Consider the following 25,216-nt stretch of genomic DNA (forward strand, 5'->3'; position numbering starts at 1 on the left):
GCCTTTACTTGTGATTATGAGTCATCGGATCGAAGTGGCGGCAAACGTTCAGGCTTTGAACTTTGACGTTGACCGACCAATCGATAAAGACTGCCTTGCCCTTGATCACGCCCGTGGCAATACCCTTTTGAAACGCCTGAGTCGCCGGCTCATTTCCCGTGCTAGTGGAAAAATAGGAAACATCCTTCAATGCAATCGGCGAATTTTTAATAAATACCGTGGTCGACCCGTTGTCGAGATCGCTGGCAAAAGAAGTATTCGGATACGGAATCGGTAGCGGACCGGCAGGCGGTCCGGGCGGACTCATGCAGACGTCACTGGGCATCAGGGTCGATTTTCCGTCAGCCGCCTGGCAGCAAATCTCATTGTCGTTAGCATAAACACCGGTAGTCATGATTTTTCCTGTTCTTTATTTTAGCGATAGTCAACCACGATGGCCGACCGCCTCCCATTGTCAGAGGCAAAATGTACAAGGCCGCAATCGCCCGGTTCATCCCGCATGCCCGCCAGCGAACCAAGGTAAGCCAAGGTTGCCGTAGCGGCCGCCGCACCGGTCTCGCCGATCGAATCCGCAATATGCAGGACCGGCAACCCAACGCCATCTTTCAGCATGATGCGGGCGAAGGCATTCGCCGCTTCCTTGACATAAAACTGTTCACCATTCTGGTCGCTCATCCGAAATGCAAGGGCCGATGGTTTCACGCCGGCACTCCCGAGCGCCGTCCTGATTGCCTTGGTCAGCCCAACAGCCCGGTTCGGAATGACGCCGTCGATCAAGGCTTCTTCGGTTTCTGCTCCGGCGCCGGTGATGTGCAAGCCGGTCGAGTCGCCATCGCCCAGGCTGAGCAGCAAGGCTGCCGCCGCTTCGCCGGGAATAAAACCGTCGGAATTGGCCGGACACAAGATACGATCCTGATTCAGGAAATAGCGGATGGTGTGCACATCGAGCAAGCAGTCGGCCCCGACCACTAGAACATGTTTAACTCCACCGGCACGCAGCAGGTTCTGCGCATGAATCAACGCATCTCCAATCGCGGCGCGGCCTTGCGGAAAGACCGCGGAACCTGCCTGGAACGATGCACCAAACTGCTCCTCGACCTTGCGATAAAGGCTGTTGTATTGCTCGGTTCCACTGTGCGGACGGCCGCGTTCGGGGGCGAGCAAAAGCAAGGCGGTATGGTCGGCATCGATCGGATCCTGTGCGTCGTTGCAGTCTGCGATCGCATACTGGATCAGTTCGGCCAGGCGTTCCGGCCCCCATTGATCATCGAGCGGCAATTGCGCTACCAGCAGAGGCTTCCCGCTCCCATCAACAAACATGCTTTCTTTAAAATGATCGATACGCGCACGCAGGGCGCACGATGCGGCCGCCAGCGAAAAGCCAACCGCGCAACATAAGCCCGACGATTTGACGACCAGAGGCGCCCATCCCAGATGATCACTCACTTGTTTTCTTTCTTATTTTCGTTCGACATATGAATCGAGTTAGCCGCAATTGCCGCAGCCGCCATTACCCGATGTCTTCTGGTGCCACCATTCCGTGTTAACCGGCCCGACAGCGATTGTCTTGAATTCCTGAACGCGGCGGTTGATCGGCACGCAAGTCCTCCACACCACGCTAAATCGCATCTGATCGGGCTCGAAGTAGAGTGTGTCCGCCACCGCTTCCGGCGCATCGGCGCTGTAGTCGTGGCGCAGAATCTGTACCTTGACCGCGTCCAGCTTGGGGAGCTTGAAGCGCACATCCGGGCGGCCCGCCATCATGTTGCGCAGAACGATGGCTTCGCCGCCGACGGGATACGGCATCTGCTGGTCGACCGGCGCGCACTGATGGAATTGTTCATCGAAGTCGTCCGGCAGGAACGGAAAAACCTCTTCCTCCCAGTGCTCATCGTAGGTACCGCCGTAACGTGGACGTGGCAACCAATGCCGTGCAATGGCGGAAAAGGCGATCGGCGCCTGATTGCCGTGCGGCTTGCGCACCGGATCGTCAAGCGCTTCCAGACTGGGAGCCGGCGCACCGTCAATCTCGTCCGTTGCGCGGGAGCCATACCAACCGATGCCCGCCGGATTGGCGGGGTGCGATTCGGCCAGCATCGCGTCGGCTCGGCTAAAAGCCTTCTTGTATTGACGGCTTCCTCCCAGCGCAAAACCAAAATGCAGTGGCGTGGAAGTGACTGGTTCGGCGCTCGACAGCGACACCGTTCCCAGCCGCTTTTTCCAGTGACGCGGCCCATGTGCCTTGAGTCCCTTGCGCAGCGGCCCGACCTGCCACGCCACATCGATTTCCCGCGCCGGCAGGCCATCCGGCGAGTGGGCCGAGGCGTTAAAGATGACATCGCAGCGCGGCTTGAAACGCGCCATGTCCGAACCGTACAGCATGGGACTGTTTTCGGGATCGCCAGCAAAGATATCCGACTGTTCAATTGGCTGCGGTGGAAGGGGCTTTGGCCGCTGGCCGGTTCCCGGAATTTGCCACGTCGATTTTGCGATAACCACCAGATGCTCGCGGCCTTTGACATCAAGTGCGCAATTTATTTCGACAGCGAGATATTTCGATCCGACGATGATTTCCAAAATGGTGCCTGCGTTAATTGATGTTGACCGAGCCGCCGAGAATGCGCTGCGTGGCGCTGGCATGACTTGTTATGTAGGTTCCACGAAGTTCGATGCGACCGTCCGCGCTGAGAATCAGCGCAGCCTCGCCGCAACGTAATTCGATCTCACGGGCCGCCGTCATGGTGACCTTTTCGCCATCAAGCAATACATCGGTCGTATCGCGCGGCAGGCTTGCCTGCTGGCCGGGCAATAGCGCACCCAGGATAATCGGCCGCATGGGATCGCACGCTTCAAAGCCAAGCGCGACAGCCTGGCCAATTTCCACAGGCTGCGCCAGCACCCGGGCCGGTACGCCAGTTAGACCAAACGACGGAATGCCGACCAAGACATGACCGTCGGGTGAAAACGCTTCGACGTGGCCGATTGCAATGCCCTCCGCACGCGCGTTGCGCGGCAACGTCTGGATGAGCACTTCTTGCAGTAGCTGTTCTGCATCGCTGAGCTGTTTTTCAACAGGCTCGGCATGCGCTGCCGATACGGCTTGAGGGGTGCGCTTCATCAATTCTCCAGGATTTGTTTGGCTGTCAAAGTCATGTCGCCATCGGCCCGGAACTCCTGCGTGTCGGTGGTCCCGACCAGGAAGGTGTGACCGTGGAATTCGATGGTGCCGTCTTTCTTCATGATCATACTGGACTTCCCGACGGTGATCGTCAGCTCGTCGCCCGCGGAAATCGAGATTTTTTTGCCTACCTGGGTCGATTGGTTAGTCCCGACCACCGTCGTCATCACCATGCCCACGTTCAGGCTATAAGCCATCCCGACGTTTTCCATACGTCCCATGCCCACGTTCTGCATATAGGCCATGCCAATGGTTTCGGTCTTGAACTTGGTCACATTGATCGACCAGCTCTTGCCAATCGAATCTTTCTCGTTCTTGGCCACCGACTTGGTACGATTGCCCCCGATATCGATTGTCTCGTTCTTGCCGACATCCTCGGTGCGGTTGTCCCCAATGCTGATTTTCTCGTCGTGGCCGACCCGCTCGGCGCGGTTATTGTGAATCGTAATCGTCTCGTCCTTATCCACCACCTCGGTGCGATTCCGATGAATCGTGATCGTCTCGTCGCGGTTCACCGTCTCGGTCCGGTCGCGCTTGACCAAAGTCGTTTCGTCGCGGTCGATGGTTTTGCGCCGGTCATTGCCGACCCACTTGTCCTCGTCATGCTCAACTTCAGTCAGCTGATCTTTTTCGGCGTGAATCCATAACTGCTCTTCGCCTTTTTTATCTTCAAAGCGCAGAGCGTTGGCATTGTCATAGCCGCCATTTGGCGTCGAGCGCGTCAGCACGCCACTCTGCGTTTTATTATCGGGCAGCGTCCACGGCGGCATCGTATCGGCATTCGGCACCATGCCCGTGATAATCGGACGATCCGGGTTTCCGTCCATGAACTGGACCAGCACCTCGGTGCCGATGCGTGGAATCGAGGTCATGCCGAAATTGGCGCCCGCCCATGGCGTGGCAACCCGAATCCACGCCGAACTCTTGTCATCGTTGGCGCCAACCCGATCCCAGTGAAATTGCACGCGTACGCGGCCGTACTTGTCGGTGTGAATCTCTTCACCTGGGGGGCCCACCACCGTCGCAGTCTGGATGCCATGGATCTTGGTCTCGACACTGGCCGCGCCGCGCGCGGGACGCCACGGGATGATCTTTCGTATCGCGCTCAGGCGATTTTCGTAGATCGACTCCGAACCGCTGTGCACGTGATAGTTATTGCTCGCGCGATGGCTCACTTCCGTGATCAGGAACTCGCGCGCCTGCGCGTCGCCACCACGCGCATCTGCATCGAAGTGGCCGCTCAGGCGGAACCAGCGGCCCGGCTGCGCGTTGCGGTTGTTGCCAGTGCCATCGAATTGTTTGCCTGCGGCTTCCATCGCTTCCATGCGCAGTTGCGCCAGGTCGCGCGCATCGCCGCTGTCCTTGAAGCCGAAGGCACCCGTGTACTCATACGATTCGATGTTCAGCACGTCGCCTTGCTGCTGCACCGTCGGCAGCGAGGTGCTGGCAGGACGCGGCGACTTGAAGTCGTACGAGGCGAGGGCGACCGTGCCCTGCTGGATGGTACGCCCTGGCGACCACTGGTGGATGCCGTCTTCCTCGGCTGCGCCGGCGTGGCGCTGGAATGGAATCTCCACGCTGCCGTCCACCGGCTCAGCCGCACTCGAATCATCGGACAGCACCAGCGTGTGCCCGCTCTCTGTGTGCTCGAACCAGTACAGGATGCCAGCATTGACCCAGCGCCGTTCAAGGTAATTACGGTCGGATTCATCGAACTGGCAGGCGTCGGTCATGACGCCGTTGGCGCCCTTGACACGCCAATCCCATAGTGCGACGCCGCCGTAATCGCCGAAAATGCTCGCAGTTTGCTGGTACAGCGTGGTGTTGTGGAAGAGGTAGTTATCCTTGCGCATGCTCAGGTACTGGTACCACGGCCCCAACTTGGCTTGGTAATAAGACACGCCTCCGTCGACAGTGGTCAGCTTGAAGCTGAACACCCGGCCAGTGAAGTAACGCATGCTGCCGTCGCGCCGCACCAACTGTACGCACATCAACTTGCCCTGCATATCCTTGAGGGCGATTCCAGGATTGTCCGACAACAGTTCAACCGTGTACTCGAATGGGCGCGACAATGCCTCGAAGGCTTCCAGGCTGTTGACAAGCAACTGGCCATCAGGTCCATCCGCATTGGGAAAAGAAAGCCGCAGCAAGCGATTATGCTGGCGCTCGCCAAGGAGTCCTTGCAGAGTTTGGTGCACTTTACCCATAGAAATTTTGTATCCGATGTCGTTGGTCCGTAGCTACGATTGCCCGATAAACAAGCCCAATGGGAAAGGTGAGATGCGGAGATTTTATGAAAGAGACTGCATGTATGTGATGTCACTTTGAAAACTTAACATAGCATTTTAGCACGATTACTACATGCCAAGTTTAGGCCTCATCGGTCATCCGCTCGCGCCCGACGAAGCAGGATGATGAAAGCGGGGCATGCTGATGAACTCAGGAGCAGTGGAATGAAACACCACGACAGAAGCAGGTAGCGGCAGTTGTCGTCAGGAGTCGTCGCTCATGCACATCTCGGCGCGCCAGCGCTTGATGAGCGCGCGCCGGTGTTCCGGATAGCGCTCGCCGTCCAAGGCGGCACTGGCGATGCGGTCGATGCGAAAGTGGCGGTTGGCGCCGCGCAGCTCGCACCAGGCGGCCAGCACCCGCGCGCCCTCGAAAAAGGCCAGCGCGAACGGCCACACGGTGCGCTCGGTCGCCACGCCGCCGGCGTCGCGGTAGCCGATGCGCAGCTTGTGCTGGTCGCGGATCGCTTCGCGCGCGGGGCGCACGAAGGCGGTCGTCTCGGGTGCGCTTGGCCCGACCGGCACCCACAGGCTGGTCTCGGCAATGCAGTCGCGCAGGTCCTTCGGTGTGGACGTGGCGATCTTGGCCAGCGCGTTCGATGCCGCCTCGGCCAGCGCGTCGTCGCCCTGACGGCGCACCCAGCGCGCGCCCAGTACCAGCGCTTCGAGTTCGTCGTTGGTAAACATCAGGGGCGGCAGGAACAGGCCGGCGCGCATCAGGTAGCCGACCCCGGCCTCGCCCTCGACCGGCGCGCCCAGTTCGGACAAGGTCTGGATGTCGCGGTAGATGGTGCGCTCGGACACGCCGAGGCGTTCGGCCAGCACGGCGGCGGTCACGGGCCGGCGGTGGCCGCGCAGGGCGTCGAGCAGCAGGAACAGGCGGTTGGTGCGGCTCATGGCAGCGGGCGGGCGTCAAACATCATGATTCGGCCAGGAGGTGAATGGTTGCACGGCGCGCAGCCATGAAAAATGCCGCGCAGCGTGAGCCGGGCGGCATTGTTCATGGAGTGGCGAAACTGCGCTTAAACGACGGCGCCGTCGGTTTCGTCCTTTTCCTTGATCGGCTTGATCAGGTCTTCGCGCTTCACGCCCAGCCACATGGCGATGGCGGCGGCGACGAACACCGACGAGTAGATACCGAACAGAATACCGATGGTCAGCGCCACGGCGAAGTAGTGCAGCGTCGCGCCGCCCAGCAGCAGCATCGACAGCACCATCATCTGGGTACAGCCGTGCGTGATGATGGTACGCGAGATGGTGCTGGTGATCGCATTGTCGATCACTTCCTCGACGCTGGCCTTGCGCTGCTTGCGGAAGTTTTCGCGGATCCGGTCGAAAATCACCACCGATTCATTGACCGAGTAGCCCAGCACCGCCAGCACGCCGGCCAGCACCGCCAGCGAGAACTCCCACTGGAAGAAGGCGAAGAAGCCAAGGATGATGACCACGTCGTGCAAGTTGGCGATGATGGCCGAGACAGCGTACTTCCACTCGAAGCGCACCGCCAGGTAGAACACCACGAACAGCACCACCATGATCAGGGCGTTGACGCCATTTTGCGCCAGCTCGTCGCCCACCTGCGGACCGACGAATTCAACCTTCTGGAGACTGAGCACCTCGGCGCCGGCCGGGTTATGGCAGACATCCTTGGCCACGCTCTGGCCCTTGACCACGGCATTGATCTTGGTGACCGCGCCGCCTTCGGACTTGCACAGCCCGTCGAACACGATCTGCGAGCCGCTCGAACCGGCGACCGCCTTGGTGATCGGCAGGCGCAGCATGACTTCCTGCGCGGTGCCGAAGCTGGTCACTTCAGGCTGTTCGTAGCCGAGCTTGACGAGGTCGGCCCGGATCTTTTCCTGGTTGGCCGCGTTCGGGTACTTCAGCTCCATCACGGTGCCGCCCTTGAACTCGACCGACAGGTGCAGGCCCCTGGTCGCCAGGAAAAACACGGCCGCCACGAAGGTCAGCGCCGAAATCACGTTGAAAATCAACGCATGGCGCATGAAGGGAATATCTTTCTTGATTCGGAAAAATTCCATCTTGAATCCTGTTGTAGTAAGTGCTTGTTATTTCGTGACCGACAGGCCAGGAGTCCAGACAGTACCGATCGAGACCTTGTTCAGCTTTTTGGTGCGGCCGTACCAGAGGTTGACCACGCCGCGCGAAACGAACACGGACGAGAACATCGAGGTCAGGATGCCCAGGCAGTGGACCACGGCGAAGCCGCGCACCGGACCGGAACCGAATACCAGCAGGGCGATACCGACGATCAGGGTGGTCACGTTCGAGTCCAGGATGGTGGCCCAGGCGCGGTCGAAACCGGCGGCAATCGCTTTTTGCGGCGGCTCGCCCGCGCGCAGCTCTTCGCGGATACGCTCGTTAATCAGTACGTTGGCGTCAATCGCCATGCCGAGTGCCAGCGCGATTGCGGCGATGCCGGGCAGGGTCAGGGTCACTTGCAGGCACGACAGGATCGCCAGCAGGAACAGCAGGTTCGAGGCCAGCGCGATCACGCTGAAAAAGCCGAACATGTGATAGTAGAGGATCATGAAAACGGCGATCGCGGCGAAGCCGTACACGGTCGAGTACAGGCCCTTGGCGATGTTTTCGGCGCCCAGTTGCGGGCCGATCACGCGTTCTTCGATGATTTCCATCGGTGCCGACAGGGCGCCGGAGCGCAGCAGCAGCGCCAGGTCGTTGGCCTTTTCCAGGGTGCCCATGCCGGTGATCTGGAAGCGGCTGCCCAGTTCACTGTTGATGGTCGGTGCCGACAGCACGGTGTACTTGCCTTTTTCCTTGAGCAGGATGGCCATGCGCTTGCCGACGCGGTCGCGCGTCGCTTCGCGCATCTTGCGTCCGCCGTCGCCATTGAGGTCCAGGCCCACGGCCGGCTGGTTGTTCTGGTCATTGGTGCCGATGGCGCTCGAAATGTAGTCGCCGGTCAGGATCACGTCTTTCAGCAGCACGATCGGGCGGCCCGTGTCGTCGGTAAACAGTTCGGACGTGAGCGGAATGCTGGCGGCCGATTCCATGCCCGGCACGACGGTATCGTCGACCATGCGCATTTCCAGGGTGGCGGTGCGGCCGATGATGGCCTTGGCGCGCGCAACGTCCTGCACGCCGGGCAGCTGCACCACGATGCGGTCGCGGCCCTGCTGCTGGATGATCGGCTCGGACACGCCCAGTTCATTGACACGCTTGGACAGGGTCGAGATGTTTTGCTTGACGCCTTCTTCGATGGTGGTCTGGAGCGCTTCCGGCTTGAGCGAGACGACCAGTTTCAGGCCGCTGGCGTCGCTGGTGTCGGCAAACTGCAGGTCGTTCGATTCGCGTGCCAGTAGCTGGCGCGCGCGGGTGCGGTTGCCGGCATCGGCAAAGCGCACTTCGATGGTCTGGCCCACGCGTTCGATGCCGGTGTGGCGCGCATCGTCCTTGTCGCGCAGCTGGCTGCGCACGCTCGACTGGATGCCCTTGATCTTGGTCTCGGTGGTCGCGGCCACGTCAACCTGCATCAGGAAGTGCACGCCGCCGCGCAAGTCCAGGCCCAGGTTCATCGGCAGCGCGTTGATCGCCTGCATCCATTTCGGGGTGTTCTTCACCAGGTTGACGGTGACGATGTAATCCGGTTCGGCCGCGCTGCGGTTAAGCGCCTTTTCCAGCGCATCCTTGGCCTTCAACTGAATGTCGGTGGTGGTGAAGCGCGCACGCACGGATGAGGTGTTGCCATTCCCGTCCAGGCTCACGCCATCGGACTTGATGCCCGCTGCCGCGAGGGCGGCTTCGACCTGGTCGGCCGTGTTGCGGGTGATCTTCAGGGTCGAACTGCCTGTCGTCACCTGCAGCGCGGGCGATTCAACGAAGTAGTTGGGCGCCGTGTACAAGGCGCCGAACAGCAACGCAATGACGATGAGAATGTATTTCCAGACGGGATAGCGATTCATAGTGTTCCAGCGTTCAATGTTGAGCAGGCAGGCGGCACAAGGCCGCCCATCAGGCTTACAGGGACTTCATCGTGCCGATTGGCAACATCGTGGTGATCGAATTCTTTTGTACGATGACGTGGGTATTGCTGGCGACCTCGATGGTCACATAGGTATCGTTGACCTTGATGACTTTGCCGAGGATGCCGCCGGCGGTGACGACTTCGTCGCCCTTGGCGAGCGCGTCCATCATGGATTTCTGCTCTTTCGCGCGTTTCTGCTGCGGGCGGATCATCAGGAAATACATGACCACGAACATCAGAACCAGCGGCAGGAAGGTGGTCATATTACCCATCAAACTGGTGTCGGCGGCAGCGGGAGCGGCTTGCGCGTAGGCGTTGGAAATAAACACGGGGACTCCGATATTGAGGTTAGTTTCGTTAAAAAATCAGCGCTGTATTCTAGCACCGGAGGCTGCGGGCAAGCCAATTCGACCTATTTGGCTACCATCTTCGTTTTTGCAAGCGGCTGAAAGTTATTTAATTTTCAACAACGGCGGGCGGCGTTGCCGATTTTCCCAGCAGTTGCTTAACCGGGGTCAGACCCCGATTTTCCCTAACCGGGGTCAGACCCCGATTTTCCCGCCCCCATCCTCAAGACCGTCATTTCTGCCATTGGCAGACATGACGGAGCTTAAGTAAGCGGCATCAGGGTCTGTTCCCGGTTGCGCATCCGTCCTCAGACGCCCCGGGCGCGGCCGGCGTTGAATTCGAGGCGGAAGGCGTGGAAACGGTCGGCATCGATCGCGTCGCGCATCTCACTCATCAGCTTCAGGTAGTAGTGCAAATTGTGGATCGTGTTCAGGCGCGCGCCCAGGATCTCTTTCGAGCGGTGCAGGTGATGCAGGTAGGCGCGCGAAAAATTCTTGCAGCAGTAGCAGTCGCAGCTCTCGTCGAGCGGCCCCTGGTCGTCCTTGTAGCGCGCATTCTTGATCTTGACGTCGCCAAAGCGGGTAAACAACCAGCCATTGCGCGCATTCCGGGTCGGCATCACGCAGTCGAACATGTCGATCCCGTTGGCGACACCGGCCACCAGGTCTTCCGGCGTGCCCACACCCATCAGATAGTGCGGCTTGTTGGCCGGCAGGCGCGGACCGACGTGTTCCAGCATGCGCATCATGTCTTCCTTCGGCTCGCCCACCGACAGGCCGCCGATCGCGATGCCCGGAAAATTGATCTCTTCCAGGCCCGCCAGCGACTCGTCGCGCAGGTTCTCGAACATGCCGCCCTGGACGATGCCGAACAGCGCGTTCGGATTTTCGCCCTGCGTGAATTCGTTCATCGAGCGCTGGGCCCAGCGCAGCGACATGCGCATCGATTGCGCCGCTTCCACCGAGGTGGCCGGGCGGCCGTCGATTTCATACGGCGTGCATTCGTCGAACTGCATGACGATGTCGGAGTTGAGCGCGCGCTGGATCTGCATCGAGATCTCGGGCGACAAAAACAGCTTGCTGCCGTCGATCGGCGACGAGAACTTGACGCCCTCCTCCGTGATCTTGCGCATCGCGCCCAGCGAAAACACCTGGAAGCCGCCGGAATCGGTCAGGATCGGCTTGTCCCAGCCCATGAAGCCGTGCAGGCCGCCGAACTTGTTGAGCACTTCGGTGCCCGGGCGCAGCCACAGGTGGAACGTATTCCCCAGAATGATCTGCGAGCCGACCTCCTTCAGTTCGACCGGCGACATCGCCTTGACCGAGCCGTAGGTCCCGACCGGCATGAAGATCGGGGTTTCGATGACGCCGTGATTGAGCGTGAGGCGGCCGCGCCGCGCGTGCGACAGGCCGCTGGTGTCGGTCTTGAGAAGTTGGAAGTCGAGCATAGTTTGTCTGGTCTACTGGTTGTCGGTCGTGAGCAGCATGGCGTCGCCATAGCTGAAGAAGCGGTATTGGCTGGCGATGGCGTGCGCGTAGGCGGCGCGGATGGCGTCGTAGCCGGCAAAGGCCGACACCAGCATCAGCAGGGTCGATTTGGGCAGGTGGAAGTTGGTGATCAGGCGCGATACCGTCTTGAAGGTATAGCCGGGCGTGATGAACAGGGCCGTGTCGGCGCTGCCGGCCACCAGTTGGCCCGACTGCGAGGCCGATTCGAGCGCGCGCAGGCTGGTGGTGCCCACCGCGACCACGTCGTGCCCGGCCGCTTTGGCGGCACGCACCGCGTCCACGGTTTCCTGCGGCACGGTGTACCACTCGGTGTGCATCTTGTGCTCGGCCAGCGCCTCGACCCGCACCGGCTGGAAGGTGCCGGCGCCCACGTGCAGGGTGACGTAGGCGAAGTTGACGCCCTTCGCCTTCAGGGCCGCCAGCAGCGCTTCGTCGAAGTGCAGGCCGGCCGTGGGCGCGGCGACCGCGCCCGGTTCGCGCGAGTACACGGTCTGGTAGCGCGTTTCGTCGAATTCGTCGGCATCGTGTTCAATATATGGGGGCAGCGGCAGGCGCCCGTGCGCTTCGATCAGCTCGAACACGTCGCCATCGAACACGAGGGTGAAGAATTCGCCGGCGCGCTCGCCCGCGGTGACGTTGAAGGCATCGGCCAGGCGGATGCGGTTGCCGGGCTTGGGCGACTTGGAGGCGCGCACCTGGGCCAGCACGGTGCGGCTGTCGAGGATGCGCTCGACCAGCACCTCGACGTTGCCGCCGGTTTCCTTGACGCCGAAAAAGCGCGCCTTGAGCACGCGCGTGTCGTTCATCACCAGCAGGTCGCCGGGCGCGAGCAGGCCGACAATGTCGGCGAACTGGCGGTCGACAATGGTCGTCCCGTCCAGGTGCAGCAGGCGGGAAGCGCTGCGGTCGGGCAGCGGTGTTTGCGCGATGCGCTCGGCGGGCAGGTCGAAATCGAAGTCGGAGAGCGAGTACATTCTGCTAATTTTGTAAAAAAGAGGGTCAAGAGCCGTACAATAGGGCTCACGCGTGCAGGGCAACCCTCTATTTTACCCCCTTACGCACTGAAGTTGCTTCAATATGCCGCCGACCAAACCGAAAACACCGCCGAAAACCAACGAAAGCAAGCTCGCCAAGCTGGGCCTGCACACCGACATGGACCTGGTGCTGCACCTGCCCATGCGCTACGAGGACGAAACCTGCGTGGTGTCGATCCGCGAAGCCTGCCTGCGCGGCGGCCATGTGTCGCAGGTCGAGGGGGTGGTCACGAAAAACGAGATCAGCTTCCGCCCGCGGCGCCAGCTGCTCGTCACCATCGCCGACGAGAGTGGCGACCTGCTGCTGCGCTTCATGAATTTTTACGGCAGCCAGGTCAAGCAGCTGGCCGAAGGCACACGCGTGCGCGCCCGCGCGGAACTCAAGCATGGCTTCTTCGGTGCCGAAATGGTGCACCCGACGTACAAGGTGATCAACGAAGGCGCGCCGCTGCCGACCGTGCTCACGCCCGTGTATCCCTCGGGCGAAGGCTTGTCGCAGGCGATTTTGCGGCGCGCGATTGCCGATGCGATGAAGCGCATCGACTGGCACGATACCTTGCCGCCGTCGCTGCGCGCGGAAATGAACCTGACCGACTTCGAGCCGTCGGTGCGGCTGCTGCACTATCCGCCGCAGGAAATCGACGCCCATTCGCTGGTCGAGCGCTCGCACCCGGCCTGGATCCGCATGAAGTTCGACGAGCTGCTGGCGCAGCAGCTCTCGCTCAAACGCGCGCAGCGGGCGCGCCGGGTCAAGGGCGCGCCGGTGCTCAAGGCGATCGGCGCGCTGTCGGAGGCGTTTTTGGGGCAGTTGCCGTTCAAGCTGACCGGCGCGCAGCAGCGCGTGCTCAAGGAAATCCGCGCCGACCTGAAAAACGGCTATCCGATGCAGCGCCTGCTGCAGGGGGACGTCGGCAGCGGCAAGACGGTGGTGTCGGCACTGGCTGCGGCGCAAGCCATCGACAGCGGCTACCAGGCGGCGCTGATGGCGCCGACCGAAATCCTGGCCGACCAGCACTTCCGCAAGATCGCCGGCTGGATGGAGCCGCTCGGCGTGAAGGTGGCGTGGCTCACCGGCAGCCTGAAAAGGAAGGACAAGCTGGCCGCCACGGCGATGGTGGAGTCGGGCGAGGCGCAGCTGGTGATCGGCACGCACGCGCTGATCCAGGACTCGGTGCAGTTTGCGAAACTGGGGCTGGTGATCGTCGACGAGCAGCACCGCTTCGGCGTCGGCCAGCGTCTCACCTTGCGCAACAAGGGCAGCAACGGCAAGACGCCGCACCAGCTGATGATGTCGGCCACGCCGATTCCGCGCACGCTGGCGATGACCTATTACGCCGACCTGGAAGTGTCGGTCATCGACGAACTGCCGCCGGGGCGCAGCCCCATCGTCACGCGGGCCATCGACCAGAACCGGCGCGATGAAGTGATCGAGCGGGTGCATGCCGCTGCGCTGGAGGGACGGCAGATTTACTGGGTTTGTCCGCTGATCGAGGAATCCGAGGCGCTGCAATTGCAGACCGCGACCGATACCCATGCGATGCTGGCCGAAGCGCTGCCCGATTTGCAGGTGGGGTTGGTGCACGGGCGCCTCAAGGCCGCCGAGAAGCAGGAGGTGATGGATGCTTTTACGGCGAATGAGGTGCAGGTGCTGGTGGCCACCACCGTGATCGAGGTGGGGGTGGATGTGCCGAATGCGTCGCTGATGGTGATCGAGCACGCGGAGCGGTTTGGCTTGTCGCAGCTGCACCAGTTGCGCGGACGCGTGGGACGGGGATCGGCGGCCAGCGTGTGCCTGCTACTGTATCAGAGCCCGCTCGGGCCAATCGCCAAGCAGCGCTTGATGACGATGCGCGAGACCACGGATGGATTCGAAATCGCGCGCAGGGATCTGGAGATTCGCGGGCCGGGCGAGTTTTTAGGAGCGCGCCAATCGGGGCAGGCGATGCTCAGGTTTGCCGATCTGGAAACCGACCAGTGGCTGGTGGAACAGGCGCGCGACGTGGCGCACAACCTGATTCATGAAGCGGTCGATGACGTGGTGGAGGCGCATTTGGCGCGCTGGCTGGGTGGCAAGGAGGAGTTTTTGAAGGTGTAAGGGCGCTGCCGCGCACCTTCAACCGCTAAACTCAAAACCGTCGTTCCCGCGCCAAGGCCGGGAACGACGGGGGGATCGGAACAGCGTGTTAGCGGTCCGCCGAATACCGCAACCCAATCTGCCCGCGAATCGTATCGAGCACCCCCATCAAGTGCAGCGTCTCGTCGAGCGGCATCCCCGGGCTTTCCAGCAGTCCCTCTTTCAAACAGCGCCCTACTTCCATCGCCTCGTGCACATACCCGTTGCCGAGATAAGGCGTATCGATCGTGCGCGCCCCATCGGCCGTGGTCACGGTCACCGACTGCGCCCGGTGGAACATGGTATTCATCCGCACCTGCCCCAGGCTCCCTGACACGGTCAGCTCCGCTGGCGTCCTCGCCCTGAGCGAACAGCTGCATACCGACATGCCGCCACCTTCGTGCGTCATGGTGAAGCCGGTCTGGATATCGACCCCGGTCTCGCCCATCAGCGCCATGGCCTGCACATCGGCCACCGGCCCAAGCAGCGCAGCCGCAATCGACAGCGGATAAATCCCCAGGTCGAGCAGCCCGCCGCCACCCAATTCCGGATTATTCAAGCGATGCAAAGGGTCCTGCGTGCCCGCGAACCCGAAATCGGCCGTCACCTGGTGCACCGAACCGATTTCGCCGGACGCGATGATGCGCCGCACTTCGGCCAGCGCCGGCATGAAGCGGGTCCACATCGCCTCCATCAGGAACAGCTTCTTCTCGCGCGCCAGCGCCACGATCTGCTCGGCCTCGCGCCGGTTCATGGTGAACGGCTTTTCGCACAGCACGCCCTTGCCGCCGTTGAGGGCCATCACGGCATTTTCGACATGCATCGGGTGCGGCGTGCCGATGTAGACAACATCGATATCGCCGGCATCGGCCAGCGCCTGGTACGAGCCATAGCATGCAGTTGCGCCGAATTCGGCGCCGAACGCCTGCGCACCTTCCAGGCTGCGCGAGGCCACGCCGGCCAGCACCGCACCCGGCGTATCGCGCAGCGCCGTCGCAAACGCGCGCGCAATCTTGCCCGTGCCCAGAATTCCCCAACGAACCGCTTCAGTCATGTGTTCTCCTCAAACAGCCCGCTTGGGCCGGAATACCGTGGTGTCGGCGTAAAACGCGTGCTCCTGCCCTTCCCACCAGCCCGGCACGCCCAGCACCGGCAAGGGGGTGAAGCAGGCGGTGCTTAATCCTTCGGCTGCCAGTTCGGCCGCCACCTGGCGGTCGATCCACGCGCGCCGGGCGTCGTGCGCGAGCGCGAAGTAATCGTCGCCGGCCACCACCACGCGGGTATGCGCGGTGATCGCCTTGCGCGGGGCGACCAGCTTTTCCATCAGCGCGTGGCCGAACAGCCAGACCTCGGCGTCAACGCCGAAGGCAGCGCGCCGTTCGTATAGTGCCTCAATCCAGCCGTGCGCGCGCAGCGCGGCCACGAGCTGCTCGCCCGGCAGGCCGGCACGCACCACCAGCAGCGCCGAGTTTTCATCAAAAATCGTGGCGCCGTCACGCGCCGCGCCACGCGACTTGCCCACGCCGGCCAGCGCGATCTGCGCCGCCTGCAAGGCGTTCAATTGCTGCTTGATGCGCGGGAAGGTGAGCCACACGAGGCCATTGAAAAAGTCGTGCAGGTTGTCGCGCGTGGGCACGCAGCCGGTGGCGCCGATGAATTCTTCGTAGGCGCGCCCTTCCGGCAAGTCCGCCTGCGGCACGAAGCGCAGCGGCAGGCCGCGCTGGTTGACCAGCGCCAGCGGCGCGGCAGCCGCATTGAGGGCGTCGGCCACGCAGCTTTCGTCGATGTCGAGCCGCGCGAAGGCGGGGCGCACCGCGTCGTACCACGGCCGCGCCCAGTCAATCTGCGACAGCATCGCTTACAGCAGTTTCCAGTTAATCTGCTCGCCGCCGTTGAGCGGTACCAGGCTGCTGTCGGCCATCGGCACGGTTTGCGGCAGGGTCCAGGCTTCGCGCTTGAGCGTGACTTGCTCGGTATTGCGCGGCAGTTCGTAGAAGTCGGGACCGTGGAAGCTGGCGAAGGCTTCGAGCTTGTCGAGCGCACCGGCGCGCTCGAATGCTTCGGTGTACATCTCCATCGCGTGCAGCGCGGTGTAGCAGCCGGCGCAGCCGCACGAGGTTTCCTTGGCGCCCACCGCGTGCGGGGCCGAGTCGGTGCCAAGGAAGAAGCGCTCGTCGCCGCTGGTGGCGGCCGTCATCAGCGCCAGGCGGTGTTCTTCGCGCTTGAGCACCGGCAGGCAGTAGTAATGGGGACGAATGCCGCCCTTGAAGATCTCGTTGCGGTTGTACAGCAGGTGATGCGCGGTGATGGTGGCGGCGATCGGGCCGTCGGCTTCGGCCACGTACTGGGCCGCATCCTTGGTGGTGATGTGCTCGAACACGATTTTGAGCTCGGGCATGTCGCGCCGCAGCGGGCGCATGACGCGCTCGATGAAGACTGCCTCGCGGTCGAACAGGTCGATATCCTGGTCGGTCACTTCGCCGTGCACCAGGAAGGGCATGCCGACTTCCTGCATCACTTCCAGCGTCTTGTAGCAGCGCGCCAGATCAGTCACGCCGGCGTCGGAATTGGTGGTGGCGCCGGCCGGGTACAGTTTGACGGCGTGGACAAAGCCGCTGTCCTGGGCGCGCCGGATTTCGTCCGGGTCGGTGTTGTCGGTCAGGTAGAGCGTCATCAGCGGCTCGAAGCGCATGCCGGCCGGCAGCGCGGCCAGGATGCGCTCGCGGTAGGCTTGCGCCATGGCCGTGGTGGTGACCGGCGGCTTCAGGTTGGGCATGACGATGGCGCGGGCGAACTGGCGCGCGCTGTGCGGCAGCACGCTGGCCAGCGCGGCGCCGTCGCGCAGGTGCAAATGCCAGTCGTCGGGACGGGTGATGGTCAGGCTCTGGAGGGTATCGATGGTGGACATGGCGGCTTTCGGAGAACGAATGCGGTATTTTAACCTCCGCAGGCATCCCATCGCTCGTGCTTCGTCCAAGAAACCTGACGCACGTTTGCACAAGCTGCTTGCATCCGCTTCGGGGGCTTGAGATACTGCGTTGCAAATGCAACGCATGGAGCCCATTGTGAAAACTGCCAACTTCCCATCCCTCCGAGTCTCACCCGAATTGCGCGAAGCCGCCGAAAGCGTACTGGAAAGCGGCGAATCCCTGTCCAGCTTTGTCGCGGAATCGGTGACGTTGCAGATTCGGCAGCGCCGCGCACAACGCGACTTTATCGAACGCGGTCTCGCCTCGCGCGATGCGGCCCTGGAAAGCGGCGAGTATTACAGCGCCGACGATGTGCTGCGCGAACTCGATGACGTCATTGCGGAAGCAGAGGCCCGGGTGGAAAAATGAGTTTTCGCGTCAGGTATACAAAAGAAGCGCGGGCCGACTTGCGTCGCCTGTATGCCTACCTGGCCGCCAAAGACCTTGGCGCGGCCAGGCGGGCGCGTACGATCATTGCCAAAGCCATGCCGCTACTGGAGGAATTTCCCTTCACCTGCAGAAAAGCGGCTGCCCACTCGCCCCGTCTCAGGGAGTTGCTGATCGATTTCGGCGGCGCCGGGTATGTCGCCTTGTTCGAGATAGAGGACGCACACACCGTCACCATCCTCGCGGTGCGGCACCAGCGCGAAGACGACTTCCTGTAACGGCGCCGGGCGCGCCACCGCGCTTAATGAATGATCCGCGCCAGGAACTCGCGCGCGCGTTCGGAGCGGGGCGCGCTGAAAAACTCCTGGGTCGGGCTGTCTTCGACAATGCGGCCGTGGTCCATGAACAGGATGCGCCCCGCCACCTTGCGCGCAAAGCCCATTTCGTGGGTGACGACCATCATGGTCATGCCTTCCTGCGCCAGGCCGACCATCACGTCGAGCACTTCGTTGATCATTTCGGGGTCGAGCGCGGAGGTAGGCTCGTCGAACAGCATGGCGATCGGGTCCATCGACAGGGCGCGCGCGATCGCCACGCGCTGCTGCTGCCCGCCCGAGAGCTGGTTCGGGTATTTATCCTGCTGCGCCAAGAGGCCCACCCGGTCCAGGTACTGCAAACCCTTGGCGGTGGCCTCTTCCAGGCTGCGGCCAAGCACCCGGGTCTGGCCAAGTGTCAGATTTTCGCGTACAGACAGGTGCGGGAACAGCTCGAAGTTCTGGAACACCATGCCGATGCGCGCGCGCAGCGCCGACAGGTCGGTTTTCTTGTCGCCCACGGCGATGCCGTCGACCCGCACCTCGCCCTGCTGGAACGGTTCGAGCCCGTTGACAGTCTTGATCAGGGTCGATTTGCCGGAGCCGGACGGGCCGCAAATAACCACCACGTCGCCCTTGCCCACCTGGGTCGTGCAGTCGGCCAGTACCTGGAACTGGCCATACCACTTGCTGACATTTTTTAGTTCGATCATGTTGTTTTCGTCTGTTCTAACAGGGGACGTACGAGCTTGACAGCACCTGCGCCCCCTAGGATACTGCGGAACTTGCCAAGAAAATCATCACATTACTGGCTGGTTCGCTCACAAAATACCGCTATTTTGCCCGAGAACGCAGGGAGACCGGCTTTCAACTGCTCACTGACGCCGCCGAATCGACTCAAATACAGGACGCACAGCCCATGAACCAGAAAAACCGCCTCACCCTCTACATCCTGCTGGCACTCGTGCTCGGGGTGGTGGCAGGCTATGTCATCAACGTCTCCATGGCCAACCCGGCCTCCTTTGCCGAATACATGTCGCTGGTGACCACGCTGTTCCTGCGCCTGATCAAGATGATCATCGCACCGCTGGTGTTCTCGACCCTGGTGGTCGGCATCGCCAAGATGGGCGACGCCAAGGAAGTCGGCCGCATTGGAGCCAAGGCGCTGGGCTGGTTCGTGATCGCCTCGGTCATGTCGCTCTCGCTCGGCCTGATCCTGGTCAACCTGTTCCGCCCGGGCGACGCCATGGTGGCCCACCTGCCGGCGGCAGGCGCGGTGTCGGGCATCGCCACCAGCAGCCTGACGCTCAAGGAATTCGTCACCCACCTGGTGCCGTCGTCGATCGTGGACGGCATGGCCAAGAATGAAATCCTGCAGATCGTGATCTTCTCGCTGTTCTTCGGCACCGCGGCGGCAGCGGTCGGCGCGCGCGCCAACCCGATGATCGAAGCCATCGACGGCGTCGCCCACGTCATGCTCAAGGTGACCGGCTATGTGATGAACCTGGCGCCGATCGCGGTATTTGCGGCCGTTTCCGGCATTATCGCCAAGAGCGGCATCGGCATCCTCTCCACCTACGGCATTTTCATGGGCGAGTTCTACATCGCCATCGCCGTGCTGTGGGTGGCGCTGACGATTGCCGGTTTCCTGTTCCTGGGCCCGCGCGTGTTTGCGCTGCTGCGCGAAGTGCGCGAGCCGACCATCCTGGCGTTTTCCACCGCATCGTCGGAAGCGGCTTTTCCAAAGACCCTGGAAGGCCTGGAGCGCTTCGGTGTGCGCAACCGCATCGCCGCTTTCGTGCTGCCGATCGGTTACTCGTTCAATCTCGATGGCTCGATGATGTACTGCACCTTCGCGACCGTGTTCATCGCCCAGGCCTACGGCATCGAAATGTCGCTCTCGACCCAACTGACCATGATGCTGGTGCTGATGCTCACGTCCAAGGGCATGGCCGGCGTGCCGCGCGCCTCGCTGGTAGTGATTGCCGCCACCCTGGGCCAGTTCAACATTCCTGAAGCGGGCTTGCTGCTGTTGCTCGGTATCGACCACTTCCTCGACATGGCGCGTTCGGCCACCAACGTGATCGGCAACGCCATCGCCACTGCGGTCGTGGCCAAGTGGGAGGGCGAATTGAGCGACCCGAGTGCGGTCGATCCGGCCACCGCGCCGCTCACGTAAAGTCGTTCACGCTTGCCGGGGCGGAAAAGCACAGCTTTTCCGCCCTTTGTCTTTTGGCCGGTGCGTACTTGCGCCGAGCGATTTCGTGTATGCTCTTTTGCCATTATTGCTTCCGGGAGAACCGCCTTGCATAAACTGTCCGCCATCGGTATTTTGCTCGCTTGCGGTAGTGCGCAAGCGGCCACCCAGACCGTCGATTGCGGGCGCCTGCTCGATGTGAAGAGCGGCGCCTGGCGCGACAAGGTGAGCATCGTGATCGAGGACGATTCAATCACGTCGGTCGGCCCGATGAGCGCGGGACCCGGCCACATCGACCTGTCGGCCCATTCCTGCCTGCCCGGCCTGATCGACATGCATGTGCACCTGAGCGGCGAATCGCGCAAGCAGGCCGACGCCCTGCGCGACACCATCAGCCTCAATCCTGCCGACCATGCCTACCGCTCCGTCGCCTATGCCGAGCGCACCCTGAAAGCCGGTTTTACCACGGTGCGCGACTTGGGTGCCGACGATGGCGTGAACGTCGCGCTCAAGCGCGCCATTGCGGCCGGCAGCATTCCCGGCCCGCGCATGTTCACGGCGGGGAAATCGATCGCCACCACCGGCGGGCACGCCGACCCGACCAATAACTATTCGCAACGCTTCAGTCGTGCGCTTGGCACGCCAGGCCCCGACGAAGGCGTGGTCAATAGCGCAGACGACGCGCGCGCAGCGGTGCGCGCGCGCTACAAGGAAGGGGCGGACCTGATCAAGGTCACCGCCACCGGTGGCGTATTGAGCCAGGCCCGCAACGGCCAGAATCCCCAGTACACCGAGGATGAATTGCGCGCCATCGTCAACACCGCCAAGGACTACGGCTTTCGCGTGGCAGCCCACGCGCACGGCACCGATGGCATCAAGCGCGCGCTGCGCGCCGGGGTCGATTCGATCGAGCATGGCACCCTGATGGACGACGAGGCCATCGCCCTGTTCAAGAAGCATGGCGCCTGGTTCGTGCCCACCATGTCGGCCGGCCGCTACGTGGCCGACAAGTCCAAAGACCCGGATTATTATTCACCGCTGGTGCGCCCCAAGGCGGCGGCCATCGGCCCGCAGATCCAGGCCACCTTCGCGCGCGCCTACAAGGCCGGCGTGAAAATCGCCTTCGGCACCGACGCCGGGGTGTTCCCGCACGGCGAGAACGCCAAGGAGTTCGCCTACATGGTCGAAGCGGGCATGCCGCCGCTCGAAGCGATCCGCTCGGCCACCCTCAATGCCGCCGCCCTGCTCGACCAGGGTACGCGCCTGGGTTCCGTGGAACCGGGCTACGCGGCCGACATCATCGCCGTCACGGGCGACCCGCTGCGCGACATCGCGCTCATGCAGCAGGTGCGCTTTGTGATGAAGGATGGCGTCGTCTACAAACAACCATAACGCATCCGTTTACGCACCCCAAGGAGAACCCATGCTGTACCAAAAAACCACGCAATCGATGATTGCCCTCTTCGCCCTGCTGGTGGCGGTGACGGGCGCCGTACAAGCCGAAAGCGCCGCGCCGAAGCTGGCCAACGTGACCATCCTGGCCACCGGCGGCACTATCGCCGGCACCGGCGCGAGCAGCACCACCACGGTCGGCTACACCGCCGCCACGGTGGGCGTGCAGAACCTGATCAAGGCGGTGCCGGAACTGGCCAAGGTGGCCAATGTCACCGGCGAGCAAGTGTTCCAGATCGCCAGCGAGAACATGAGCAACGAGCATTGGCTCACGCTGGCCAAGCGGGTCAATGTGCTGCTGGCCCAGAACAATGTCGATGGCGTCGTCATCACCCATGGCACCGACACGCTGGAAGAAACCGCGTACTTCCTGAACCTGGTGGTCAAGAGCCGCAAGCCGGTGGTGCTGGTCGGCGCAATGCGCCCGTCGACCGCGCTGTCGGCCGATGGTCCGATCAACCTGTATAACTCGGTGCTGCTCGCTGCGAGCCCGGACGCCGTCGGCAAGGGCGTGCTGGTGGCGATGAACGACCAGATCCAGTCCGCGCGCGATATCACCAAGGTCAATACCTCGACCCTGGACAGCTTCCGCACCCCTGAACTGGGCTTGCTCGGATATATCCAGGGCAGCAAACCCTTCTTCTATCGGCAGTCGGTGCGCAAGCACACCACCGAGACCGAGTTCGATATCGGCGCGCTGCAATCGCTGCCGCAGGTCGACATTGTGTACGGCTACGCGAACATGAATCCGGTAGCGCTGGACGCCTTCATGACGGACGGCGCGAAGGGCATCATCCACGCCGGCGTGGGCGATGGCAGCCTGGCCAGCAAAGTGGTGCCGTCGTTGAAGGCGGCGCGTGCCAAGGGCGCGGTCATCGTGCGCTCCAGCCGCGTGGGACAGGGGATTTTGGCGCGCAACGGCGAAGCCAATGACGATGAACTGGACTTCGTGGCGGCCGATACCCTGAATCCGCAAAAGGCGCGCATCCTGCTGATGCTGGCGCTGACCAAGACCAGCAACACCAAGGAAATCCAGCGCATGTTCTACACCTATTGATGCGGCGGGCCACGCGCCCGCTGATCGCGTCTTCAAGGGGCGGGCCTGCAGGTCCGCTTTTTTTTTGTTCCCCAGTACCTGGCGCGCTTTCTGCTCGATGCCACTTCGATTGCTCGATTTGGGCAAAACGCCATAGCTCCCATCGCGCATGGGCGGCTCCGAACAGCAGCACGCCATGCCGGGTAAAGGAATGGTCCGAACGCCGCTGCCAGATTGGCTTGCGACCACGCTCAAGCCTTGGTCTGGATCACTGCCCGGTGCGCATGCTAATCCTCATAACGATACCGGTATCGGCCAGGCGCAAGCATGAAACTGGGAGCAGCTTGTCCGGCTGTCGTTGATATGATGTCGAGGGCGATGGCGTCATCAGGCGAATTTTCCCGAAACGCGTATAGCAAGCGCCGTCCACTTTTCGGTAGCATGTCAGCCGGAGCTTTCATGGGTGCCAATCCAGCTAACTTGGCCATCCACGTGGGCCGCATTGTTTCCTTATCGATGCCGTATCCAGGGTACACGACCTGGAGATCGTACTGGCCTGGCAATTTGCCGACGGTGAGGAATTGACCGCCGCGCGTACTGAGTACAAAAGGTTGCGTGAGCGGATGAAACTTCACGGCCGCGCGGTAAAGCGTCTGTTGTTCACGTGTCTGATACTCCGGGAACAGCGTGACCTGATCGATGCTGAGCGGATCGATGCCAGTCAAGCGGCGAAGCTGTGCGCCAACATGCGAGGGCTTGTCATCCTCGCTTTGCGAAAGCGGCATCTTGCTGCCGTGGCCATACCCGACATACATGAATATTCTGGCTTTCGGGTTTTTCTCCAGAATGCGGGTAACAATATTGCGCGCCATCTCGTAATCACGGCGGCGCGCGTGCTGTTCAGGTGACACGCCCGCTTTGCTGGCCGGCTCATACGAGACAAACTTCCAGCCGTCCGCGGCAGCGTCCTGAAGAAACGTGGCGTACATCGGCTCCCGGGAAAAATAGCCGTCATTGGGATGAACGTAGCCCCCCGCTATCGGGTTCGGATGATCTGTCGCAAATGTTTCACATGCGAGGTAGTCGAACCCCATACGCCTTAATTCCCGCGCCAGCTTCATGGCGAAAGCGCGATGCATGCTCACGTTATGCGCTTCGTTGAGAATGACGATCTGGCGATTCGCGGCCGCCTTGACGATTGCCGCGATGGCGCTTTCAGCTCGAGCGTGTTGAAGCTGTGCCAGTTGTGACGTTCTTGCGGCGCTGATCTGCTTGCGCAAGCTCTGCGCAAGGCGGTTGCCTTCATTGGACGTCGCTATCGCTTCTGACGCGCTTCCAGCAAACGCCTGCGCTACCGCCAGCGTATCGAACGAGGACGCATATTCCCACATGCTGTCCTCCGATTTTCTATTCGCGCGTGCTCTCCATCTTTCTGCATGATTTTCGGCCTCCCGCAGTTCCCGTAACCGCCCTCCGGGTTGCGCAACCAATGACGATATCGCCCGCGACGCCGACACCGCGGGTACTTCAGCAGCGGAAGATATGGCACTCATCGACAAGAATAGTATCTGGGACGATATTGATTTCAACATGGACCTGGCAGGTGTGTCGTTGAGAGGTGGGGCGCGAATTTACCATGCAGCCCAAGATGTTTTTTGCGTCAGGATATCAACTTCATCCTATTGTCGCAGTTGGGCCACGTTGTGTCATCGTCGGCCCCGAAAAATCCGGGTCGCGAATCAATTTTCAGCTTCGCGAACATATCAAACTATCTTGAGCATCCCCACCCGCATTATCTCGGCGTTCGCTTTTGCGAACACCCGCGCGTAGGCGGCATTCCTGAACTTCAAGGTCACGCACTCGATGGCTCCCGACCGGAAGTCCAAATCCACATCGGCCAGGCTGACAGGCTGATAGTAGGAACGCTCGCCTCCCTCCTTTTCGCGCAGATAAAAATAGACGCCGGTCGCGACAACGGCACCGATGACGGACAAGTAAAACAAATTCCCGGACACGAACTTCGGCAAACCGGACGCCGACAGCACCAATATCAGGAACAGCGCGGCGCACACCATGCAAGCGGCCAGCAGCTTCGACATCAGGTTCTTGCGCACTCGGGTCGCGCTCCCCTTGCATTTGCCGCAGTAGGGAAAGGTCTCCAGGAGCGTCAACTGGGTACCCACAAACAGCATGAAACGGGTGCGGCGCAGCGGCGTTTGGTACAAATTCACGTCATGCGTGGCGCCGCAATTGCAGCAGCTCTCCAGCGGAGTGGTAAGGCTTAATTCTACGGTTTGTTCGATGCTGATCATATTCCAGAGAGACTGGGCGCCAGAGCGGTGACGCGGAACCGGTTGACAATCCCCCATGGAAACCAGTGTTGTGT

General features: G+C 61.8%; 23 protein-coding genes. 6 read left to right on the plus strand and 17 right to left on the minus strand.

What is annotated here, in order from left to right; all coding sequences use genetic code 11:
- Nucleotides 1-4: 4 nt before the first annotated feature.
- From PO883_RS11125 to queA, 11 genes are all read right to left on the minus strand, one after another.
- Entirely contained in the window at nucleotides 5-394 is a 390-nt protein-coding gene (locus PO883_RS11125; protein WP_167093312.1) for a DUF4150 domain-containing protein, read from the minus strand.
- Nucleotides 395-414: 20 nt separating this feature from the next.
- Entirely contained in the window at nucleotides 415-1,446 is a 1,032-nt protein-coding gene (locus PO883_RS11130; RefSeq protein WP_289309819.1) for a hypothetical protein, read from the minus strand.
- A gap of 39 nt (nucleotides 1,447-1,485) precedes the next feature.
- On the minus strand, nucleotides 1,486-2,577 hold the full coding sequence (locus PO883_RS11135; protein WP_289309820.1) for a DUF2169 domain-containing protein: 1,092 nt from the start codon (nucleotides 2,575-2,577) through the stop codon (nucleotides 1,486-1,488).
- Between the two features lie 13 nt (nucleotides 2,578-2,590).
- Nucleotides 2,591-3,118 carry a DUF6484 domain-containing protein gene (locus PO883_RS11140; RefSeq protein WP_289309821.1) on the minus strand — a complete coding sequence of 176 codons (528 nt, stop codon included), beginning with the start codon at nucleotides 3,116-3,118 and terminating at the stop codon, nucleotides 2,591-2,593.
- Nucleotides 3,118-5,385, minus strand: coding sequence for a type VI secretion system Vgr family protein (locus PO883_RS11145; protein WP_289309822.1), 2,268 nt, complete (start codon nucleotides 5,383-5,385; stop codon nucleotides 3,118-3,120). The genes PO883_RS11140 and PO883_RS11145 overlap by 1 nt, the downstream gene beginning before the upstream one ends.
- Before the next feature lie 285 nt (nucleotides 5,386-5,670).
- On the minus strand, nucleotides 5,671-6,363 hold the full coding sequence (locus PO883_RS11150) for a YafY family protein (protein WP_289309823.1): 693 nt from the start codon (nucleotides 6,361-6,363) through the stop codon (nucleotides 5,671-5,673).
- A 125-nt stretch (nucleotides 6,364-6,488) separates the two neighbouring features.
- Entirely contained in the window at nucleotides 6,489-7,508 is a 1,020-nt protein-coding gene (gene secF / locus PO883_RS11155; RefSeq protein WP_167093252.1) for a protein translocase subunit SecF, read from the minus strand.
- 27 nt (nucleotides 7,509-7,535) lie between these two features.
- On the minus strand, nucleotides 7,536-9,410 hold the full coding sequence (gene secD / locus PO883_RS11160; RefSeq protein ID WP_289309824.1) for a protein translocase subunit SecD: 1,875 nt from the start codon (nucleotides 9,408-9,410) through the stop codon (nucleotides 7,536-7,538).
- A gap of 55 nt (nucleotides 9,411-9,465) precedes the next feature.
- Nucleotides 9,466-9,801: a preprotein translocase subunit YajC gene (gene yajC, locus PO883_RS11165; RefSeq protein ID WP_289309825.1), complete on the minus strand. Its 336-nt coding sequence runs from the start codon at nucleotides 9,799-9,801 to the stop codon at nucleotides 9,466-9,468.
- A gap of 326 nt (nucleotides 9,802-10,127) precedes the next feature.
- Nucleotides 10,128-11,267 carry a tRNA guanosine(34) transglycosylase Tgt gene (gene tgt / locus PO883_RS11170; RefSeq protein ID WP_054265073.1) on the minus strand — a complete coding sequence of 380 codons (1,140 nt, stop codon included), beginning with the start codon at nucleotides 11,265-11,267 and terminating at the stop codon, nucleotides 10,128-10,130.
- 12 nt (nucleotides 11,268-11,279) lie between these two features.
- Nucleotides 11,280-12,302, minus strand: coding sequence for a tRNA preQ1(34) S-adenosylmethionine ribosyltransferase-isomerase QueA (gene queA / locus PO883_RS11175; protein WP_289309826.1), 1,023 nt, complete (start codon nucleotides 12,300-12,302; stop codon nucleotides 11,280-11,282).
- Between the two features lie 103 nt (nucleotides 12,303-12,405).
- Between queA and recG the strand changes: the two genes are divergently transcribed.
- Complete coding sequence (gene recG, locus PO883_RS11180; protein WP_289309827.1) at nucleotides 12,406-14,457, plus strand: ATP-dependent DNA helicase RecG; 2,052 nt, start codon at nucleotides 12,406-12,408, stop codon at nucleotides 14,455-14,457.
- A gap of 88 nt (nucleotides 14,458-14,545) precedes the next feature.
- Here the strand turns inward: recG and PO883_RS11185 are convergent, their stop codons facing one another.
- Genes PO883_RS11185 through pyrC form a run of 3 tightly spaced genes read right to left on the minus strand, consistent with a single transcriptional unit; the run spans nucleotide 14,546 to nucleotide 17,383 of the window.
- Nucleotides 14,546-15,529, minus strand: coding sequence for a Gfo/Idh/MocA family protein (locus PO883_RS11185; protein ID WP_289309828.1), 984 nt, complete (start codon nucleotides 15,527-15,529; stop codon nucleotides 14,546-14,548).
- Nucleotides 15,530-15,538: 9 nt separating this feature from the next.
- The gene (locus PO883_RS11190) at nucleotides 15,539-16,330 is read right to left on the minus strand and encodes a DUF3025 domain-containing protein (protein ID WP_289309829.1); all 792 of its coding nucleotides are present in this window, start codon (nucleotides 16,328-16,330) and stop codon (nucleotides 15,539-15,541) included.
- A 3-nt stretch (nucleotides 16,331-16,333) separates the two neighbouring features.
- Nucleotides 16,334-17,383, minus strand: a complete 1,050-nt coding sequence (pyrC, locus tag PO883_RS11195; RefSeq protein ID WP_167093266.1) for a dihydroorotase — start codon at nucleotides 17,381-17,383, stop codon at nucleotides 16,334-16,336.
- A 157-nt stretch (nucleotides 17,384-17,540) separates the two neighbouring features.
- Here pyrC and PO883_RS11200 point away from each other — a divergent pair, with 157 nt between their 5' ends.
- Nucleotides 17,541-17,813 carry a YlcI/YnfO family protein gene (locus tag PO883_RS11200; protein ID WP_167093267.1) on the plus strand — a complete coding sequence of 91 codons (273 nt, stop codon included), beginning with the start codon at nucleotides 17,541-17,543 and terminating at the stop codon, nucleotides 17,811-17,813.
- Entirely contained in the window at nucleotides 17,810-18,109 is a 300-nt protein-coding gene (locus tag PO883_RS11205; protein WP_289309830.1) for a type II toxin-antitoxin system RelE/ParE family toxin, read from the plus strand. The genes PO883_RS11200 and PO883_RS11205 overlap by 4 nt, the downstream gene beginning before the upstream one ends.
- A gap of 23 nt (nucleotides 18,110-18,132) precedes the next feature.
- Here the strand turns inward: PO883_RS11205 and PO883_RS11210 are convergent, their stop codons facing one another.
- Nucleotides 18,133-18,858, minus strand: coding sequence for an amino acid ABC transporter ATP-binding protein (locus tag PO883_RS11210; protein WP_289309831.1), 726 nt, complete (start codon nucleotides 18,856-18,858; stop codon nucleotides 18,133-18,135).
- Nucleotides 18,859-19,064: 206 nt separating this feature from the next.
- On the opposite strand from PO883_RS11210, the gene PO883_RS11215 reads away from it, so the two are divergent.
- The 3 genes from PO883_RS11215 (at nucleotide 19,065) to PO883_RS11225 (ending at nucleotide 22,851) form a co-directional block, all read left to right on the plus strand.
- Nucleotides 19,065-20,324: a dicarboxylate/amino acid:cation symporter gene (locus PO883_RS11215; RefSeq protein ID WP_167093270.1), complete on the plus strand. Its 1,260-nt coding sequence runs from the start codon at nucleotides 19,065-19,067 to the stop codon at nucleotides 20,322-20,324.
- A gap of 126 nt (nucleotides 20,325-20,450) precedes the next feature.
- A complete protein-coding gene (locus PO883_RS11220) occupies nucleotides 20,451-21,734 on the plus strand; it encodes an amidohydrolase family protein (protein ID WP_289309832.1) in 1,284 nt (427 codons plus the stop codon).
- Between the two features lie 58 nt (nucleotides 21,735-21,792).
- Nucleotides 21,793-22,851 carry a type II asparaginase gene (locus PO883_RS11225; protein WP_289309850.1) on the plus strand — a complete coding sequence of 353 codons (1,059 nt, stop codon included), beginning with the start codon at nucleotides 21,793-21,795 and terminating at the stop codon, nucleotides 22,849-22,851.
- A gap of 266 nt (nucleotides 22,852-23,117) precedes the next feature.
- Here the strand turns inward: PO883_RS11225 and PO883_RS11230 are convergent, their stop codons facing one another.
- Nucleotides 23,118-24,221, minus strand: a complete 1,104-nt coding sequence (locus PO883_RS11230; RefSeq protein ID WP_289309833.1) for a hypothetical protein — start codon at nucleotides 24,219-24,221, stop codon at nucleotides 23,118-23,120.
- A gap of 372 nt (nucleotides 24,222-24,593) precedes the next feature.
- A complete protein-coding gene (locus tag PO883_RS11235; RefSeq protein ID WP_289309834.1) occupies nucleotides 24,594-25,142 on the minus strand; it encodes a hypothetical protein in 549 nt (182 codons plus the stop codon).
- Between the last annotated feature and the right edge of the window lie 74 nt (nucleotides 25,143-25,216).

Source organism: Massilia sp. DJPM01 (assembly GCF_030348125.1).
Lineage (GTDB): Bacteria > Pseudomonadota > Gammaproteobacteria > Burkholderiales > Burkholderiaceae_D > Telluria_A > Telluria_A frigida.

Bases quoted from the DNA above. Each gene is read 5' to 3' on its own strand.
- PO883_RS11185 (WP_289309828.1), bottom strand. From the start codon at position 15,529: ATGACTGAAGCGGTTCGTTGGGGAATTCTGGGCACGGGCAAGATTGCG.
- PO883_RS11145 (WP_289309822.1), bottom strand. From the start codon at position 5,385: ATGGGTAAAGTGCACCAAACTCTGCAAGGACTCCTTGGCGAGCGCCAG.
- PO883_RS11205 (WP_289309830.1), top strand. From the start codon at position 17,810: ATGAGTTTTCGCGTCAGGTATACAAAAGAAGCGCGGGCCGACTTGCGT.
- PO883_RS11215 (WP_167093270.1), top strand. From the start codon at position 19,065: ATGAACCAGAAAAACCGCCTCACCCTCTACATCCTGCTGGCACTCGTG.
- PO883_RS11225 (WP_289309850.1), top strand. From the start codon at position 21,793: ATGATTGCCCTCTTCGCCCTGCTGGTGGCGGTGACGGGCGCCGTACAA.
- PO883_RS11235 (WP_289309834.1), bottom strand. From the start codon at position 25,142: ATGATCAGCATCGAACAAACCGTAGAATTAAGCCTTACCACTCCGCTG.
- PO883_RS11150 (WP_289309823.1), bottom strand. From the start codon at position 6,363: ATGAGCCGCACCAACCGCCTGTTCCTGCTGCTCGACGCCCTGCGCGGC.
- pyrC (WP_167093266.1), bottom strand. From the start codon at position 17,383: ATGTCCACCATCGATACCCTCCAGAGCCTGACCATCACCCGTCCCGAC.
- queA (WP_289309826.1), bottom strand. From the start codon at position 12,302: ATGTACTCGCTCTCCGACTTCGATTTCGACCTGCCCGCCGAGCGCATC.
- secD (WP_289309824.1), bottom strand. From the start codon at position 9,410: ATGAATCGCTATCCCGTCTGGAAATACATTCTCATCGTCATTGCGTTG.
- secF (WP_167093252.1), bottom strand. From the start codon at position 7,508: ATGGAATTTTTCCGAATCAAGAAAGATATTCCCTTCATGCGCCATGCG.
- PO883_RS11190 (WP_289309829.1), bottom strand. From the start codon at position 16,330: ATGCTGTCGCAGATTGACTGGGCGCGGCCGTGGTACGACGCGGTGCGC.
- PO883_RS11140 (WP_289309821.1), bottom strand. From the start codon at position 3,118: ATGAAGCGCACCCCTCAAGCCGTATCGGCAGCGCATGCCGAGCCTGTT.
- recG (WP_289309827.1), top strand. From the start codon at position 12,406: ATGCCGCCGACCAAACCGAAAACACCGCCGAAAACCAACGAAAGCAAG.
- PO883_RS11230 (WP_289309833.1), bottom strand. From the start codon at position 24,221: ATGTGGGAATATGCGTCCTCGTTCGATACGCTGGCGGTAGCGCAGGCG.
- PO883_RS11210 (WP_289309831.1), bottom strand. From the start codon at position 18,858: ATGATCGAACTAAAAAATGTCAGCAAGTGGTATGGCCAGTTCCAGGTA.
- tgt (WP_054265073.1), bottom strand. From the start codon at position 11,267: ATGCTCGACTTCCAACTTCTCAAGACCGACACCAGCGGCCTGTCGCAC.
- PO883_RS11125 (WP_167093312.1), bottom strand. From the start codon at position 394: ATGACTACCGGTGTTTATGCTAACGACAATGAGATTTGCTGCCAGGCG.